The following is a 15,538-nucleotide window of genomic DNA, read 5'->3' as shown; positions in this document are numbered from 1 at the left end:
GGCGAGGCGTCAGTTGTCAAAGCCGACCTTGTCGACGAGCTGGCTTGCCTGCTTGCGATGCTTCGCGATGTCCGCCAGCGGCAGCGGATCGACCTTCAGCGTGCCGAAGCTCGCGATCACCGGGTCGAGCTTCACGTTCGCGCGCACCGGGTATTCGTAGTTCGCCTGCGCATACAGCGCCTGCGCTTCCGGCGATACCAGGTATTCGAGCAGCTTCACCGCATTGGCCTTGTGCGGCGCGTGCTTCGCCACCGTCGCGCCGCTGATGTTCACGTGCGTGCCGCCGCTCTTCGCGTTCGCGAACGTCGGACGCACGACCTTGATCGCGTCACCCCATTTGCGCGCATCGCTGCCCGGTTCAGCGTTTTTCATGTGGCCGACGTAGTAAGCGTTCGCGAGGCCGACGTCGCAGATGCCGCCGAGGATGTCGCGTGCGACGTCACGGTCGCCGCCGGTCGCCTTGCGCGCGAGGTTCGCCTTCACGCCGCGCAGCCATTGCTCGGTCGCGGCCTCGCCGTCGTGCGCGATCATCGCCGCGACGAGCGCCGTGTTGTACGGATGCTGGCCCGAGCGGATGCAGATCTTGCCCTTCCATTTCGGATCGGCGAGATCCTCGTAACGGAACGCATCGACCTTCAGGTCCTTTTCGACGTACAGCACGCGGTCGCGCAGCGACAGCGCGTACCAGTCGCCATTCGTGCCGCGCAGGTTCGCGGGAATCGCGTCGTCGAGCGCCTGCGAGCGCACCGGCTGCGTGACGCCGCCGTCGACGAGGTCGAGCAGGTTGCCGACGTCGACCGTCATCAGCACGTCGGCCGGCGACTGCGCGCCTTCCGCCTTCACGCGCTCGAGCAGGCCGTCCTTCACGAACACCGTGTTGACCTTGACGCCGCTCTGCTTCGTGAACGCGTCGATGAGCGGCTGGATCAGCTTCGGCTCGCGAGTGGTGTACAGGCTCACTTCCTCGGCCGCCTGGGCAAGCGGCGCGAAGGCGGCCGCAGCCAGGGTCAGGGCAAGGGCGCCGGCGAGCGGCAGCAGGCGGGTGCGCGGATTCGACATGGAGACTCCGGTGGGGCAGGTGGACGAGGAAGCGTTCCGGGACGCGCCTGCCGCCCGAGCGACCGGAACATTACAAAATGAAAGACTTGGGATTCTAAATCGAAATGGGAACGATTAACAAACGAAAGCTTGCGGAAAGCAGGGGAGAAGCCGGGAACGGAGATCGGCGAACGGGGCGGCGCAGCGTGGGCGCAAGCGCGTAGAATGCCCGCTTCGATGAATTTGACGGAGACGCACCGACCATGAGCGATCAGCGCAAGAAGAACCCTGTCCGCAACGTGAGCATCCTGATCGTCGTGGCCGTGCTGCTCGTGATCGGGACGATCCTGTACAACGCGATTTCGCAGAAGCACGCGTACGACGAGGCCCATCCGGCCGAGGCCGCGAGCGCGGCATCGCACTGACGTGCCGGTGCGCGGCCCGGTCGGGTCGCGCGCGCGGGGTGGGTGAACGGAGTCGATCCGCGGCTTCCGGCGCGACGGGCGCCGCGCGGAACCGGGACAGCGGAAGGCGCGCCGGAACCGACGCGCCGCATCGGCAGGTCAGCCGTGCGTCAACGTGACGCAGCGGCGAATTTCGGGCGGATCCGTGCGTAGAACACGGCCGCGAGCAGCGCGAGCCACGCCGCGCCGACATACAGCGCCACGCGCGTATCGTCGAACCAGCCGAGCATCACGATCACGAAGCCCATGAAGGCGATCGTCAGCGCCGGCGCAACGGGCCACAGCGGCACCTTGAACTTCAGCGCGGCGACTTCGGCGCTCGACAGGCGGCGACGCATCGCCACCTGCGACAGCAGGATCATCAGCCAGACCCACACGGTCGCGAACGTCGCGATCGCGGCGACCACCAGGAACACGTCCTTCGGCATCAGGTAGTTGAGCAGCACGCCGACCAGCAGCGCGCCGGCCATCACGAGCACCGTGACCCACGGCACGCCGTGGCGCGACGTCGTCATCAGCACGCGCGGCGCCTGGCCCTGCCGCGCCATCCCGAACATCATCCGGCCCGCGCCGAAGATGTCGCTGTTGATCGCCGAGATCGCCGCGCTGATCACGACGAGGTTCAGGATCGTCGCGGCCGACTTCACGCCGAGCGCCGAGAAGATCTGCACGAACGGGCTGCCGTCGCTGCCGACGCCGGTCCACGGGCCGATCGACATCAGCACCACCATCGTCAGCACGTAGAACAGCAGGATGCGTGCGGGCACCGCGTTGATCGCGCGCGGAATCACGCGCTCCGGATCCTTCGCTTCGCCGGCGCTCATCCCGATCACCTCGATGCCGCCATACGCGAAGATCACGACCGACAGCGACGCGATCAGCCCGCCGACGCCGTTCGGCAAGAAGCCGCCGTGGTTCCATAGATTCGCGAACGTCGGCACGTCGGCCGAGTGACCGAAGTGCATGCCGGTCAGCAGGATCGCGACGCCGCCGCCGATCATCGCGACGATCGCGCCGACCTTGATGATCGACAGCCAGAATTCGAGCTCGCCGAATACCTTCACGTGGCACAGGTTCAGTCCGCAGATGATCGCGACGACGCCGAGCACCCAGATCCATTGCGGCACGTCCGGAAACCAGAAGCCCATGTAGATGCCGAATGCGGTGATGTCGGCGATCGCGACGATCACCATTTCGAGCGTGTAGGTCCAGCCGGTGACGAAGCCCGCGAACGGGCCGAGGTTCTCGGTCGCGTAGTGGCCGAACGAGCCGGCGACGGGTTCGCGCACGGCCATCTCGCCGAGCGCGCGCATCACCATGTAGACGGCCGCGCCGCCCAGGAGGTACGCGAGGATCACGGCCGGGCCCGCGAGCTGGATCGCGGACGCCGAACCGTAGAACAGGCCCGTGCCGATCGCCGAGCCCAGCGCGAGAAAGCGGATGTGCCGCGCGCTCAGGTGGCGCTGCAAGTTTTTCATGGAGTCTCCGAGATCGTTATGCGACGAACCTGGCGAGCGGGGCCGGTTCGACTGCGTCAAGTTGTCTATACAACTTGAATGTGAACGAATGATAACAAGCCGGACCCGGTGGCCGGAATCGGGTATTCCCTGACTGGCGCGGCGAGCGGAACGGGGCGTGGGGCGGTCGCGCGCCGCGGGCGCGGGCCGCGTGGAGCGGGTGGGGCATGCTTCTTCGGGGATCGTTGAATCGAGGCGTGCCGGCAGGCCGATCCGCGGCGTGCGCGGGCTGGCCTGCCGGCGTGGACATACGGAGGTCAGGCGGGCAGGCGGATCACGCTCGCATCCTTGCGGATCAGCAGCGACGACGCGAGCATCTGCTTGCACTGGTGCGCGAGCACCTTCAGGTCGTGCGTGAGCTCGGCGCCGACCGCATCGGATTTTTCCGCGGACACGACCATCGCATCGAGATCGCGCGTGATCTGCTTCGACGCTTCGAGCTGGTCGGCGGGCGGCGGCTCGCCGGCCTCGGCCTTCTCGAGATTGTCGAGCACGGCGGCGAGGCCGCGCTGCAGCGCGTCGTCGTGGACGAGGCCGCCATCGGCCGCGCATGCGCTGCGGATCAGCGGCGCGGCAGCCGTGATCTGCGCGCCGAGCACATGCGTCTGCACGAGCAGGTCGTTCAGTTCGGGCACGAAGCGCTGGTGCGCCTTCGGCTCGATCATCATTCGCTGGAACGCCTGCCCGAGGTTCGCGAACGCGATGTGCACGTCCTTGCGGGCGAGGCGGTAGCGGTAGTCGTCGTCGAGGCTGGCAGCCGTGGACTCGATCGCCGCGGCGACGCCCGCGACGACCGCAGCGCCGTCGGCGGTCGGCACCGGCGGTGGCGGCGACATGCCGCGCCCGGCGCGCCACACGGCCTCGAAATACTTGCGGGTGGACGTCAGCATATCGGTGACGAGCTTGCCCATCAGCCGGTATTCCCAGTACGGGAACAGCCGGCTCGCGGCGATCGCGATCATGCAGCCGACCACCGTGTCGATTGCGCGCTCGCCGATGATCCGCATGCTGCCCGGCGCGAGCAGGTGGAACATCAGCAGCACGTACGACGACGTGAACACGACGCTCGCCGCATAGTTGAACAGCAGCAGGCTGTAGCTCATCACCATCGACCCGAACATGATCGCGATCAGCAGGTGCGTATCCTTGACCGTGTAGATCAGCGCGACGCTCGCCGCGCAGCCGATCAGCGTACCGACGATACGCGCCGCGTTGCGCTGCTTGGTGAGCGAGTAGCCGGGCTTCAGGATGATGATGGTGGTCATCACGATCCAGTAGGCGTTCGTGAGCGGCAGCAGCCGGCCGATCCAGAAGCCGACCGCGACGGCGATCGTCACGCGCAGCGCATGGCGAAAGCTCGGCGAGCGCATGTTCAGGTTCGAGAAGATCAGCAGCGGCGACATGCGACGGCGCTGCAGGAAGCGCGTGAGCGCCTTGTCGATCTTCAGTTCGGTTTGCTGCGGATCGGCGTGGCCCGACAGGTTGCGGCGCATCCGGTCGATCAGGCGCGTCGCGCTCCAGATGCGCCGGAACGTCGCGAGCACCGCCGCATAGGCTTCCGCATTGGTGGCCGCGAAGTTCTTCTTGCGCATCAGCTCGATCTCGTACTCGATCGCGCGCAGCTCGGCCTTCACGCTGATGTGCGAATGCGGCGCGCGGTTTTCGAGCACCGCGAGGCCGACCTCCTCGAGATCGGCCGCGGCCTTGCGGATCAGGTCGCGGTAGAAAATGATCAGATCCGAGCCGCCGAACGTATTGCGCACGAGCGAGTAATCGGTGTGTGCGCCGACGAACAGCTCGTGCAGGTCGACGCTGTTGATGAACAGGTTGTACATCGTCGTGCGGCCGGGGTCGAGCTTGCCGCGCCGCAGCTTCGGCAGGTTGCGCAGCACGATGTCGCGCGCGGTCTCCTGCGTTTCGACCGCGGTGATCTGTTTGGCGACGAGATTGCGGTAGCACTCGTCGAGATCGGCGTCGAGATCGTAGAACTGCGCGCGCGCGAGCAGGTAGTCGGCACAGGCGAACAGGCTTTCGGCCAGCGCCTGCTGCTCGATCCGGCGCGCCTGCCATTGCGACACGAGCGTGGCCCAGTACGTGTACCAGAGGCCGCCCGCGAGAATCCAGCCGGCGTTGACGAACGCCTGCAGCGGCGTGAACTGCTCCTCGAGCGTCATCACCATCATGAACAGCGTCGCGAAGCTGATCTGCGGCCAGCGGTTGCCGTAGACGACGATCAGCGACAGCACGAACGTGAGCGGCACGATCGTGAGCCACAGCGCGAAGATGTTCGGCGTCGCGAGGCCGGTGGCGAGCGCGGCCAGGAAGCCGATCACGCTGCACGCGAGCATTTCGTTGTGCTTGTACTTCAGCGGGCCCGGCATGTCGACGACGCACGCGCCGAGGGCGCCGGTCGAGATCGTGAAGCCGAGCTCCCGGTTGTGAAACACGATCAGGCACAACACGGCCGGTAGCGACACGCCGACCGCGATCCGCAGGCCGCCGAAAAAGTACTGGCTGTAGAAAAACTTTCTGATTTCGACCGAATAGCGCATCGATGGGCTGAATGGCAGACGAAGACGCCCGGGGGCGGCGTATTGATTGGCGACGAGTCTATCGTATTTCGCGGCTCGCAAAAGCTGGCTTTCCGGCCGAGGTTCGCGGCGGCGGCCCATTTGTTATCCTTGGTGATCCTGTTCGCCCGGCCCCGTCGGTGCGAGGTTCCGACGCCCGCCTCATGCTCCATCTTTTCTATTCGAACCGTCACGAAACGCTGGCCGACGCGCTGCTCGAGGATCTGGCCGCGTTCCCGGCCCGCAACGGCCCGTGGGCGCCGCAACAGGTCATCGTGCCGAGCGCGGCGCTGCGCCGCCGCCTCGAGCTCGACATCGCCGCGCGCAACGGCGTGTGCGCGAACGTCGAGTTCACCTATCTCGCGCAGTGGCTGTGGGCGCAGATCGGCCGCGTGCTGACGGTGCCCGCGCGCTCGCCGTTCGCGCCCGACCGGCTCGTGTGGCGCTGCTACCGGCTGTTCGCGCAGGCGGCCGACGGTGCGCCGTGGCTCGCGTCGCCGCGGCTGGCCGCGTATCTGTCGGCCTCCGACGATGCGATGCGCTACGAACTGGCCCATCGCGTCGCGGCCGTGCTCGATCACTACCTGACCTATCGCCCCGAATGGCTGGCCGCGTGGCAGGCCGGCGAATCGGTGCTCGCGGGCGACGGCGCGCCGCGCGGGATCAGCGACGCCGCACGCGACGACGAGCGCTGGCAGGCCGCGCTGTGGCGCGCGCTGCTCGCCGAGCTGAGCGACAGCGGCACGCCGCCCGCGCACCGCTTCCTCGTCGAAGCGCGCCATCTCGATGCCGATGCGCTCGCGCGTGCCGACTGGCCCGAATCGGTCAGCGTGTTCGCGCTGCCGACCATGCCGCCGCTGCACGTCGCGCTGTTGCGCGAACTGTCGCGCTGGATCGACGTGCGCGTCTACGCGCTGAACCCGTGCCGCGAATTCTGGTTCGACATCGTGACCGCCGCGCATGCCGAGGCGCTCGATGCGGCCGGGCGGCGCGACTACCAGGAAGTCGGCCATCCGCTGCTCGCCGAATGGGGCAGGCAGACGCAGGCGCAATTGCACATGCTGCATGAACTGACCGAAAGCGCCGCGTCGGGCGATGCGTCGCGTTTCGTCGAGAATCCCGCACCCACCTGGCTCGCGCGCGTGCAGAACGCGATCCTCGAACTGCAGCCGGAGGCCGAAATCGGCGACACGCCGGTCGAGCGCGGGATCGAGGTGCATGTGTGCCACAGCCTCGCGCGCCAGCTCGAGGTGCTGCACGACCGGCTGCTCGCGTGGTTCGATGCCGATGCGAGCCTGCAGCCGTCCGACGTGCTCGTCGCGGTGGCCGATCTCGCCGCGGCCGGGCCGTTGATCGACGCGGTGTTCGGCACGGCCGGCGCCGGCGGTGCGCGGGTGCCTTACCGGATCACCGGCCTGCCGCCGTCGCAGGCGAACCCGGTCGCACGCGTGCTGCTCGACTGGCTCGCGTTGCCGGAGCGGCAGGTCGGCGCGCCGGAGCTGGTCGAATGGCTGCGCGTGGATGCGGTGGCCGCGCGCTACGACATCGACGCGGCCGCGCTCGAAACGGTGCAGACCTGGCTCGCGGCCGCCGGCGCGCGGCGCGGGCTGTCGCCGCTCGCGAGCGACGACGCGGCCGTGCCCGCGCCGCGCCATACGTTCTCCGATGCGCTCGCGCGGCTCTTTCTCGGCTATGCGATGCCCGAAGGCGCGGCGCCGATCGGCGCATGGCTGCCGATCGAGGCGGCCACGGGCAGCGAGGCCGAACTGCTCGGCCGGCTCGCGCGGTTTACCGACGATCTCGACGGCTTCGCGCGGCGGCTCGCCGAGTCGCACACGCCGCGCGGCTGGAGCGAACTGTTTGCCGACACGCTCGCGCGCTTCTTCGATTCGGGCGCCGCGTATGCGGACGCGCTGGCCGGCGTGCGCGACGCGCTCGACGCGATGCTGGCCGCGATGACGGAGGGCGCGCCGGACGAGGCGTTGCCGGCGGCCGTCGTCCGCGCGGGGCTCGCGGCGGCGCTCGACGATCCGGCCCGCGGCGGCGTGCCGTGGGGCGGCGTCACGTTCTCGTCGCTGACGAGCTTGCGCGGGCTGCCGTATCGCGTCGTCTGCCTGCTCGGGATGGATGACGGCGTGCTGCCGAGCCTCGCGCGCGCGGACGAATTCGACCTGATGGCCGTGCTGCCGAAGCTGGGCGACCGGCAGCGCCGCGACGACGAGCGCAATCTGTTTCTCGACCTGTTGCTCGCCGCACGCGACCGCTTGCTGATCGCCTATACGGGCCGCAGCATTCGGGACAATGCGCCGTTGCCGCCCGCGGCGCTCGTCGACGAACTGCTCGATCATCTGGCGATCGTCGCGGCCGGGCCCGGCGCCGCACCGGACGCGGTCGATGCCGCACGGCGCGCGTTCATCGTCGAGCATCCGCTGCAACCGTTCGCGGCCGCGTATTTCCAGCCGGGCAGCCAACTCGTTTCGTATGACGCCGAGCGGGCGACGCTCGCGTCGCTGCTGGCCGCCGAAGCGTCGCGCGACGGGCCGCGCGAGCAGCCGTTCTTCGCGCAGCCGCTGCCGGCGGAGCCGGTCGAGCCCGTCGCGTTCAGCGAATTCGAACGTTTCTGGCGCCATCCGGCGCGTGCGTTGCTGCGTGGCCGGCTCGGCATCGTGCTGGCCGACGCGCAGGCCGAACTGCTCGATACCGAGCCGTTCGCGCTGGACTTTGCCGGCAGCGACGCGCTTGCCGAGCGCGTGCTGCCGCTCCTGATCGAAGCGGGCGACGGCGGCGTGTACGATCACGCGCTGCGCATTGCGGATGCGAGCCCCGAACTGCCCGGCGGCGCGACGGGCGCGGTGTGGCGCGACCAGGCGCTCGGTTCGATGACGCAGCTTGCGTCGAACGTGCGCCGCGCGCTGGGCGACGGCATCGAGCGGCGGCCGTTTTCGCTCACCGTCGTGCCGAAGTGGCCCGACATCGAGCAGGCGCTGTTCGGCGCCGACGACGCAATGCTGGCGGCCGACGCGGTGAGCGCGCCGCTCGAATTGCACGGCACGCTGAACCGGTTGACGCCGGCGGGGCAGGTCATCTATCGCTATGCGCGGCCGAGCGCACGCGATTACCTGTCCGCGTGGCTCGCGCATCTCGTCTACTGTGCGATCGAGCCCGACGGCCCGCGCCGCACGCTGTGGTTCGGCAGCGGCGGTGCGTTCGAGCTGACGCCCGTCGCGGCGCCGCTCGAACGGCTCGCGCCGCTGGCCGCGCTGTTTCGCGCGGGGCGGCGCATGCCGCTGCGGTTTTTCCCGCGCAGTGCGTGGGCGCGGGTGTCCGACGGCGAGGCCAAGGCCGCGAGCGTGTGGATCAACGAGCGGGTCGTGAGCGAAGCCGACGATCCGGCCATCGCGATCGCGTGGCGCGGCGCGCATCCGTCGCTCGACGAGCCGTTCGGTACGCTCGCGCGGCTCGTGTTCGAGCCGCTCGTCGAGCATCTGAAGGAGGTCGCATGAGCGCCGTGTCGCAGCAGCAGGCGGCGCTCGAACTCGACGTGTTCGCGTGCCCGCTCGACGGCGTCAACCAGATCGAGGCGTCGGCCGGCACCGGCAAGACCTGGAACATCTGCGCGCTGTACGTGCGCCTGCTGCTCGAAAAGGATCTCGGCGCGGACGAAATCCTCGTCGTGACCTTCACGAAAGCGGCGACGGCCGAACTGCACGAGCGGATTCGCAGCCGGCTCGCGCAGCTTGCGCATGCGCTCGACACGGGCGACGACGGCGGCGATCCGTTCATCGCACGCTTGCTGGAAACCACGCTCGGTGAAGGCGGCGCGCTCGATCCCGAGACGGCCGCGAAGCGGATCCGGCGCGCGCTGCGCGCGTTCGATCAGGCCGCGATCCATACGATCCACGCGTTCTGCCAGCGCGCGCTGCAGGAAGCGCCGTTCGCGGCCGCGATGCCGTTCGCGTTCGACATGGAGGCCGACGATGCGTCGCTGCGCTTCGAACTCGCGGCGGATTTCTGGCGCACGCGTGTCGAACCGGCGGCCGCGCGCTGGCCGGGCTTCGCGACCTGGCTCGTCGAATCGGGGGCCGGCCCGGCCGCGCTCGATGCGCAGCTCGCACGCCGGCTGAAGAAGCCGCTCGCCGCGCTGCGCTGGGACGGTGTGACCGAGCCGGACGAATCGGCCGAAGCGGCGGCCGCCGAATGCTTCGCGGAAGCCGCGCGCATGTGGGCGGCCGAGCGCGACGCGATCGATGCGCTGCTGCGCGCCGCGCAGCCCGCGCTCAATCAACGCTCGCACAAGCCCGACGCGGTCGCCGATGCGCTCGCCGCGTGGGCCGTGCATTTCGAGCAGGGTGCCGCGACGGCCGCCTTGCCGAAAGCCGCGCTGAAGCTCACGCAAACCGCGCTGACCAAGGCGACGAAAAAAGGCGGTGCGACGCCCGCCCACGCGTTCTTCGACGTGGCCGACGCGCTCGAAGCGGCCGTGGCCGCTGCCGAGGCCGCGCAGCGCGCGCGCTGGCTCGCGCTGATCGCCGACTGGCTCGACATGGCGCCGGGCGAGCTGGCCGAGCGCAAGCGCACACGGCGCGTCGTATCGTTCGACGATCTGCTCGCGAACCTGTATCACGCGCTGCATGCGCATCCGTGGCTTGCGGAGACGCTGCGCGCACGCTATCCGGCCGCGCTGATCGACGAGTTCCAGGATACCGATCCGCTGCAGTTCGCGATCTTCGACCGGATCTTCGCGCCGGGTGGCCCGCTGTTTCTCGTCGGCGATCCGAAACAGGCAATCTACAGTTTCCGCGCGGCCGATCTGCATACTTACCTCGCCGCGCGCGCGCGGGCGAGCGCGTGCTATACGCTCGCGGTCAATCAGCGCTCGACGCCCGCGATCGTCGATGCATGCAACCGCTTCTTCATGTCGAATCCGCGCGCGTTCGTGCTCGACGGGCTCGACTATTACGCGGTGCGCGCCGGCACGCGCGTGCGTGCGCCGTTCGTCGACGAAACCGATCCGGGCCCGGCCGGCGATTTCCGGGTGTGGGCGCTGCCGGGCGGCGAAGGCACGCTGCTCAAGCGGGATGCGCAAGCACAGGCTGCCCAGGCCTGCGCGGCCGAGATCGCGCGGCTGATGCGCGGCGCGCGTGAAGGGCGCGTGCGGATGGGGGACACGCCGTTGTCGCCGGGCGACATCGCGGTGCTCGTGCAGACACACCGGCAGGGCAGCCTCGTGAAGCGCGTGCTCGCGACGTGGGGCATCGGCAGCGTCGAGCTGGCGCAGGCGTCGGTGTTCTCGACCGGCGACGCCGAACAGCTCGAACGCGTGCTGGCGGCGATCGATGCGCCGGGCGACCTGCGGCGTCTGCGCGCGGCGCTCGCGTCCGACTGGTTCGGGCTCGATGCCGGCGCGCTGTGGCGCATGGAGCAGGGCGACGGCGGAGCGCCACCCGGCGCGTCGGCGGCCGACAGTGTCGATGCGATGAGCTGGGTCGAGCGCTTCTCGCGGTATCGGCTGGTGTGGCGCGAACGCGGTTTCGCGGTGATGTGGCGCACGTTCACGCGCGAGTTGAGGATCGCCGAACGGCTGATGGCCGGTGCGGACGGCGAGCGCCGCGTGACCGACATCAACCATCTGGCCGAGTTGACGCAGGCGCGGGCATCCGCGCAGCCCGGTATCGCGCCGACGCTGCGCTGGCTCGCCGCGCAACGGCTCGACGGCGGCGGCGAGGAAGCGCAACTGCGGCTCGAGTCCGATCGCAATCTCGTGCAGATCGTCACGGTGCACAAGTCGAAGGGGCTCGAATACGCGATCGTGTTCTGTCCGTTCCTGAACGACGGCGGGCTGCGCGAGCCGCCGTCGTCCGCGCTGCCCGATGCGCGCGAGTATCACGACGACGCGGGCGATGCGGTGCTGCATTACGGATGCGACGACGAGGCGGCCGCGCAGGCGGCGCGGCAGGCGCTGCGCGAGCAGGCCGCGGAACGCGCGCGGCTCGTCTACGTGGCGCTCACGCGCGCGGTGTATCGCTGCTATGTCGTCGCCGGGCCCTACCTGTCGTCGCGCTCGACGCGCGAAGCGCGGCGCAGCGTGCTCAACTGGCTCGTCGCGGGTGCCGGCCATGCGTTCGATGCGTGGCTCGACGAGCCGCCCGACGAAGCCGCGCTCGATGCGGCATGGCGTGCGCTCGCGGGCGGCCCCGTGAGCGTCGCGCCGCTGCCCGTGCCGGCGCGCCGCGAGCGCCTCGCGGCCGGGCACGACGCGTCGCAGACGCTCGCGGCGCGCCATGCGACACGCGTGCTGCGCGATGCGTGGCGGATGGCGAGCTTCAGCTCGCTGACCGCGTCGATAGCGCGCGAGGAGGCGGGCGTCGCGGCCGTGCCCGACGATGAACTGCGGCCCGATCACGATGCGCTTGCCGCGGTGACGCCGGACGGCGAACTGATACTGGCCGATACGGTCGTGGCCGACCCGCCGGACGACGACATTCTCGTGTTCCCGCGCGGCGCGGCGGCCGGCGAATGCCTGCACCGCCTGTTCGAGCTCAGCCGGTTTAAGGAGCCCGAATCGTGGCACAAGGCCGCGCTCGGCGCGCTGCACGACCGGCCGGTCGAGGCCGAGCCGGATCTTGCGGCGCGCCTGCCGGCGATGATGGCGCGGCTCGTCGACGACGTCGTGCACACCGAGCTCGTGCCGGGCATGCGGCTCGCCGATCTCGATCCGGCGAAGCGGCTCGACGAAATGGGCTTCCTGTTCCCGGCGCCGTCGCTCGACCTGACGGCGCTGCGCCGGCTGCTGGTCGCGCACGGCTATCCGGACGTGGCACTGGAGGCGGGCACGCTCGCCGGTTTCATCAAGGGTTTCATCGACATGATCGTCGAACACGACGGCCGTTTCTGGATCGTCGACTGGAAGTCGAACCACCTCGGCACGACGCCGGATGCCTACGGCCCGCGCGCGCTCGACGTCGCGATGGCCGATCACGCGTATCACCTGCAGGCGCTGCTCTATACGGTCGCGCTGCATCGCTACCTGCGCGGCCGGCTGCCCGATTACGACTACGACACGCACATCGCGGGTTACCTGTACCTGTTCGTGCGCGGCGTGCGGCCCGGCTGGCGCAGCGGCGGCGAGCCGGCCGGCGTGCATGCGCAGCGGCCCGCGCGCGCGCTCGTCGACGCGCTCGACCGGATGATGGAAGGGGGCCGCGCATGACCGCATCCGACGACATGCTCGAATTCACCGGCGGCCTCGTCGCGCGGCTGCCCGAGCCGGCCGATTTCGGCATCGCGCTCGCGGAAGGCTTCGCGCGCCGCATCGGCGACCTCGCGCGACGTGCCGGTGCGCCGTCCGCGTCGGCACGCTGGGCGGCGCGCGCCGCGTTCGCGACGAGCCGCGCGACCGCCGGCGGCCACGTGTGCGTGGCGCTTGGCGCGCTCGCGCAGCGCTACGAAGCATCGCTCGACGAGGTGCGCGCCGCGCTCGCCGCGAGTGGCGTGGTCGCGTTCGGCACGCTCGCGCGCGGCGACGAGCGGCCGCTGATCGTCGACCGGCTCGATCACCTGTACCTGTCGCGCTATTTCGATTACGAACGGCGGCTCGCCGATGCGCTCGTCGCGCAGGCCGGTGTCGCCGCGCCGGACGAAGGCCTGTCGCCCGACCGGTTGCGCGACAGTCTCGCCCGTTACTTCGGGCCGGCCACCGGCGAAGTCGACTGGCAGCGCGTGGCGGCGATCGTCGCGCTGACCGGCCGCGTGACGATCGTCAGCGGCGGGCCGGGCACGGGCAAGACGACGACCGTCGTCGGCGTGCTGGCCTGTCTGCTCGACGCGCACCCGGGGCTGCGCATCGCGCTGGCCGCACCGACCGGCAAGGCCGCGCAGCGGATGCAGGAGGCGCTGCACGCGCGCGCCGGCGATCTGCCGCCCGAGCTCGCGGCGCGCCTGCCCGACACGTCGTACACGCTGCATCGGCTGCTGGGCGGCGGCGGGGCGGCCGGCTTCCGGCATCATCGCGACAATCCGTTGCCGTACGATCTGATCGTCGTCGACGAGGCGTCGATGATCGACGTTGCGCTCGCCGCGCATCTGCTCGACGCGCTCGCGCCGGGCGCGCGGCTCGTGTTGCTGGGCGACAAGGATCAACTGGCCGCGGTCGAGGCCGGCGCCGTGTTCGCGGAGCTGAGCGCGCGGCCGGCGTTCACCGCCGCGGCGCGCACGCGCATCGCGCAGGCGCTGGGCGTCGACGAGGCGGCGTTCGTCGCGGCGTTGCCGGTGCCGGATGAAGCCGAGCCGCCGGCGGTTCCGGCGGTGAAGCCGGTTTCCGTTTCCGCACGGGCGCTGCCATCGGCAGCTGCGCCTGTTTCACGCAAATCGGCGTCTCGGCCGAAAGTCGATGCGCGACAGGCGTCGCTCTTCGACGACGAACCGCAGGATGACGAAGTGTCGTCGACCGACATCGCGTCGTCGCCGTCAGCCGAGTCGGCACCGGCCGATGCCGGCCCACCTGACAATGCGCCTGCATGGATCGAGGCCGACGAACTCGCATGGCTCGACACTGTCGAGCTGCCGCCGTTCGACGCAGGCGACGCGGCGCTTGCATCGATGACGGCGGCGGCATCACCATTGACCGGCGAAGCCGCTGCCGCCGCCGCCGCCGCCGCCGCCGCCGCTGCCGCGTCCGCCGGCACGCCCGCTCCGGCGCCGCTCGCGGACTGCGTCGTGTGGCTCGAACGCAATTACCGCTTCGGTCTCGATTCGCCGATCGGGCGGCTGTCGCTCGCGATCCGCCGCGGCGACGTGCAGGCGGCGCTCGATGCGCTGCCCGCCGACGACTCGGCAGCCGCATCGTTTCACGACGATGCGGGCGACACGCTGGCGTCGTCGACGGTCGAGCGGCTCGCACGGCGCTTCGGCGCCTACCTCGATGCGTTGCGCGACGCGCTGGCCGCGCCGGCGCCCGATCCGCTGCCGCTGTTCGACGCGCTCAACCGGTTCCGGATCCTGTGCGCGACCCGCAACGGCTCGCGCGGCGCGGAGCACGTCAATGCGCTGGTGGCCGCGCATGTGCGGCAGGCGGCGCGCGTGCCGCTCGCGGTCGGCGCGCACTGGTTCACCGGGCGGCCGATCATGGTCACGCGCAACGACTATGCGCTGGGGTTGTTCAACGGCGACATCGGCATTGCGCTGCCCGACGCGCACGGCGTGCTGCGCGTGTGGTTCCGGCGCGCGGACGGCACCGCGCGCGCGGTGTCGCCGGCCGCGCTGCCGCCGCACGAAACGGCGTTCGCGCTGACGGTGCACAAATCACAGGGCTCGGAATTCGACGAAGCGGCGCTCGTGCTGCCCGCGTCGTTCGGCCGGGTGCTCACGCGCGAGCTCGTCTATACGGCCGTCACGCGCGCGCGCACGCGCGTGCAGGTGATCGGGCCGCGGCGCGTGCTGGCGCAGGCGGTCGCGACGCGCACGCAGCGCGATTCGGGGCTCGCGGCCCGCGTCGACGAGGCGCTCGCCCGGCGCCGCACGGAGGCTTCGCGATGATGATCCGCTACACGCTCGATCCGGCCGAGGTCGAATGGACCGCCGTGCGCGCGCAGGGCGCGGGCGGGCAGAACGTGAACAAGGTATCGAGCGCGATTCATCTGCGCTTCGACATCCGCGCGTCGTCGCTGCCGCCGGTCCTCAAGGAGCGGCTTCTCGCGCTGTCCGACCAGCGCATCACGCGCGACGGCATCGTCGTGATCAAGTCGCAGGAATACCGCACGCAGGAGAAGAACCGCGAGGCCGCGCTCGCACGGCTCGATGCGCTGATCGGCGGTGTCGCGTACACGCCGCGCGCCCGGGTTGCGACGCGGCCGACGCGCGCGTCGAAGGAGCGGCGGCTCGAGCACAAGTCGCGCCGCGCCGTGGTGAAATCAGGGCGCGGGAAGGTGGTCGACTGACGAACGAAGGGGAG

At 70.1% G+C, this 15,538-nt stretch carries 8 protein-coding genes; 5 read left to right on the top strand and 3 right to left on the bottom strand.

Annotated features, from left to right (window positions below; genetic code table 11):
• Positions 1-9 precede the first annotated feature (9 nt).
• Positions 10-1,059, bottom strand: coding sequence for a Fe(3+) ABC transporter substrate-binding protein (locus HWW87_RS10320; protein ID WP_175820205.1), 1,050 nt, complete (start codon positions 1,057-1,059; stop codon positions 10-12).
• A gap of 242 nt (positions 1,060-1,301) precedes the next feature.
• Between HWW87_RS10320 and HWW87_RS10315 the strand changes: the two genes are divergently transcribed.
• Positions 1,302-1,463 (top strand): hypothetical protein, encoded by a 162-nt coding sequence (locus HWW87_RS10315; RefSeq protein ID WP_175820204.1) that lies wholly within the window; start codon positions 1,302-1,304, stop codon positions 1,461-1,463.
• Between the two features lie 149 nt (positions 1,464-1,612).
• Here the strand turns inward: HWW87_RS10315 and HWW87_RS10310 are convergent, their stop codons facing one another.
• A complete protein-coding gene (locus HWW87_RS10310; RefSeq protein ID WP_175820203.1) occupies positions 1,613-2,980 on the bottom strand; it encodes an amino acid permease in 1,368 nt (455 codons plus the stop codon).
• A gap of 296 nt (positions 2,981-3,276) precedes the next feature.
• Positions 3,277-5,571: an FUSC family membrane protein gene (locus tag HWW87_RS10305; RefSeq protein WP_175820202.1), complete on the bottom strand. Its 2,295-nt coding sequence runs from the start codon at positions 5,569-5,571 to the stop codon at positions 3,277-3,279.
• 182 nt (positions 5,572-5,753) lie between these two features.
• On the opposite strand from HWW87_RS10305, the gene recC reads away from it, so the two are divergent.
• The 4 genes from recC to arfB are packed head-to-tail and all read left to right on the top strand — an operon-like array spanning position 5,754 to position 15,524.
• The gene (gene recC, locus HWW87_RS10300) at positions 5,754-9,092 is read left to right on the top strand and encodes an exodeoxyribonuclease V subunit gamma (protein ID WP_175820201.1); all 3,339 of its coding nucleotides are present in this window, start codon (positions 5,754-5,756) and stop codon (positions 9,090-9,092) included.
• Positions 9,089-12,799, top strand: coding sequence for an exodeoxyribonuclease V subunit beta (gene recB / locus HWW87_RS10295; RefSeq protein WP_175820200.1), 3,711 nt, complete (start codon positions 9,089-9,091; stop codon positions 12,797-12,799). Before recC ends, recB begins: the two co-directional genes overlap by 4 nt.
• Positions 12,796-15,123, top strand: coding sequence for an AAA family ATPase (locus tag HWW87_RS10290; protein ID WP_175820199.1), 2,328 nt, complete (start codon positions 12,796-12,798; stop codon positions 15,121-15,123). The genes recB and HWW87_RS10290 overlap by 4 nt, the downstream gene beginning before the upstream one ends.
• Positions 15,120-15,524 (top strand): alternative ribosome rescue aminoacyl-tRNA hydrolase ArfB, encoded by a 405-nt coding sequence (gene arfB, locus HWW87_RS10285; RefSeq protein ID WP_175820198.1) that lies wholly within the window; start codon positions 15,120-15,122, stop codon positions 15,522-15,524. Before HWW87_RS10290 ends, arfB begins: the two co-directional genes overlap by 4 nt.
• Positions 15,525-15,538 lie beyond the last annotated feature (14 nt).

This window comes from Burkholderia sp. BCC0419, assembly GCF_902830285.1.
Classification (GTDB): domain Bacteria; phylum Pseudomonadota; class Gammaproteobacteria; order Burkholderiales; family Burkholderiaceae; genus Burkholderia.
The sequence above is the reverse complement of the archived record's forward strand: the minus strand, read 5'-3'. Positions and strand labels throughout refer to the sequence as shown.

What these genes read in the sequence shown, in the direction of transcription:
- HWW87_RS10320 (WP_175820205.1), bottom strand. Translation starts at nt 1,059, where the DNA reads ATGTCGAATCCGCGCACCCGCCTGCTGCCGCTCGCCGGCGCCCTTGCC.
- HWW87_RS10315 (WP_175820204.1), top strand. Translation starts at nt 1,302, where the DNA reads ATGAGCGATCAGCGCAAGAAGAACCCTGTCCGCAACGTGAGCATCCTG.
- HWW87_RS10310 (WP_175820203.1), bottom strand. Translation starts at nt 2,980, where the DNA reads ATGAAAAACTTGCAGCGCCACCTGAGCGCGCGGCACATCCGCTTTCTC.
- HWW87_RS10305 (WP_175820202.1), bottom strand. Translation starts at nt 5,571, where the DNA reads ATGCGCTATTCGGTCGAAATCAGAAAGTTTTTCTACAGCCAGTACTTT.
- recC (WP_175820201.1), top strand. Translation starts at nt 5,754, where the DNA reads ATGCTCCATCTTTTCTATTCGAACCGTCACGAAACGCTGGCCGACGCG.
- recB (WP_175820200.1), top strand. Translation starts at nt 9,089, where the DNA reads ATGAGCGCCGTGTCGCAGCAGCAGGCGGCGCTCGAACTCGACGTGTTC.
- HWW87_RS10290 (WP_175820199.1), top strand. Translation starts at nt 12,796, where the DNA reads ATGACCGCATCCGACGACATGCTCGAATTCACCGGCGGCCTCGTCGCG.
- arfB (WP_175820198.1), top strand. Translation starts at nt 15,120, where the DNA reads ATGATGATCCGCTACACGCTCGATCCGGCCGAGGTCGAATGGACCGCC.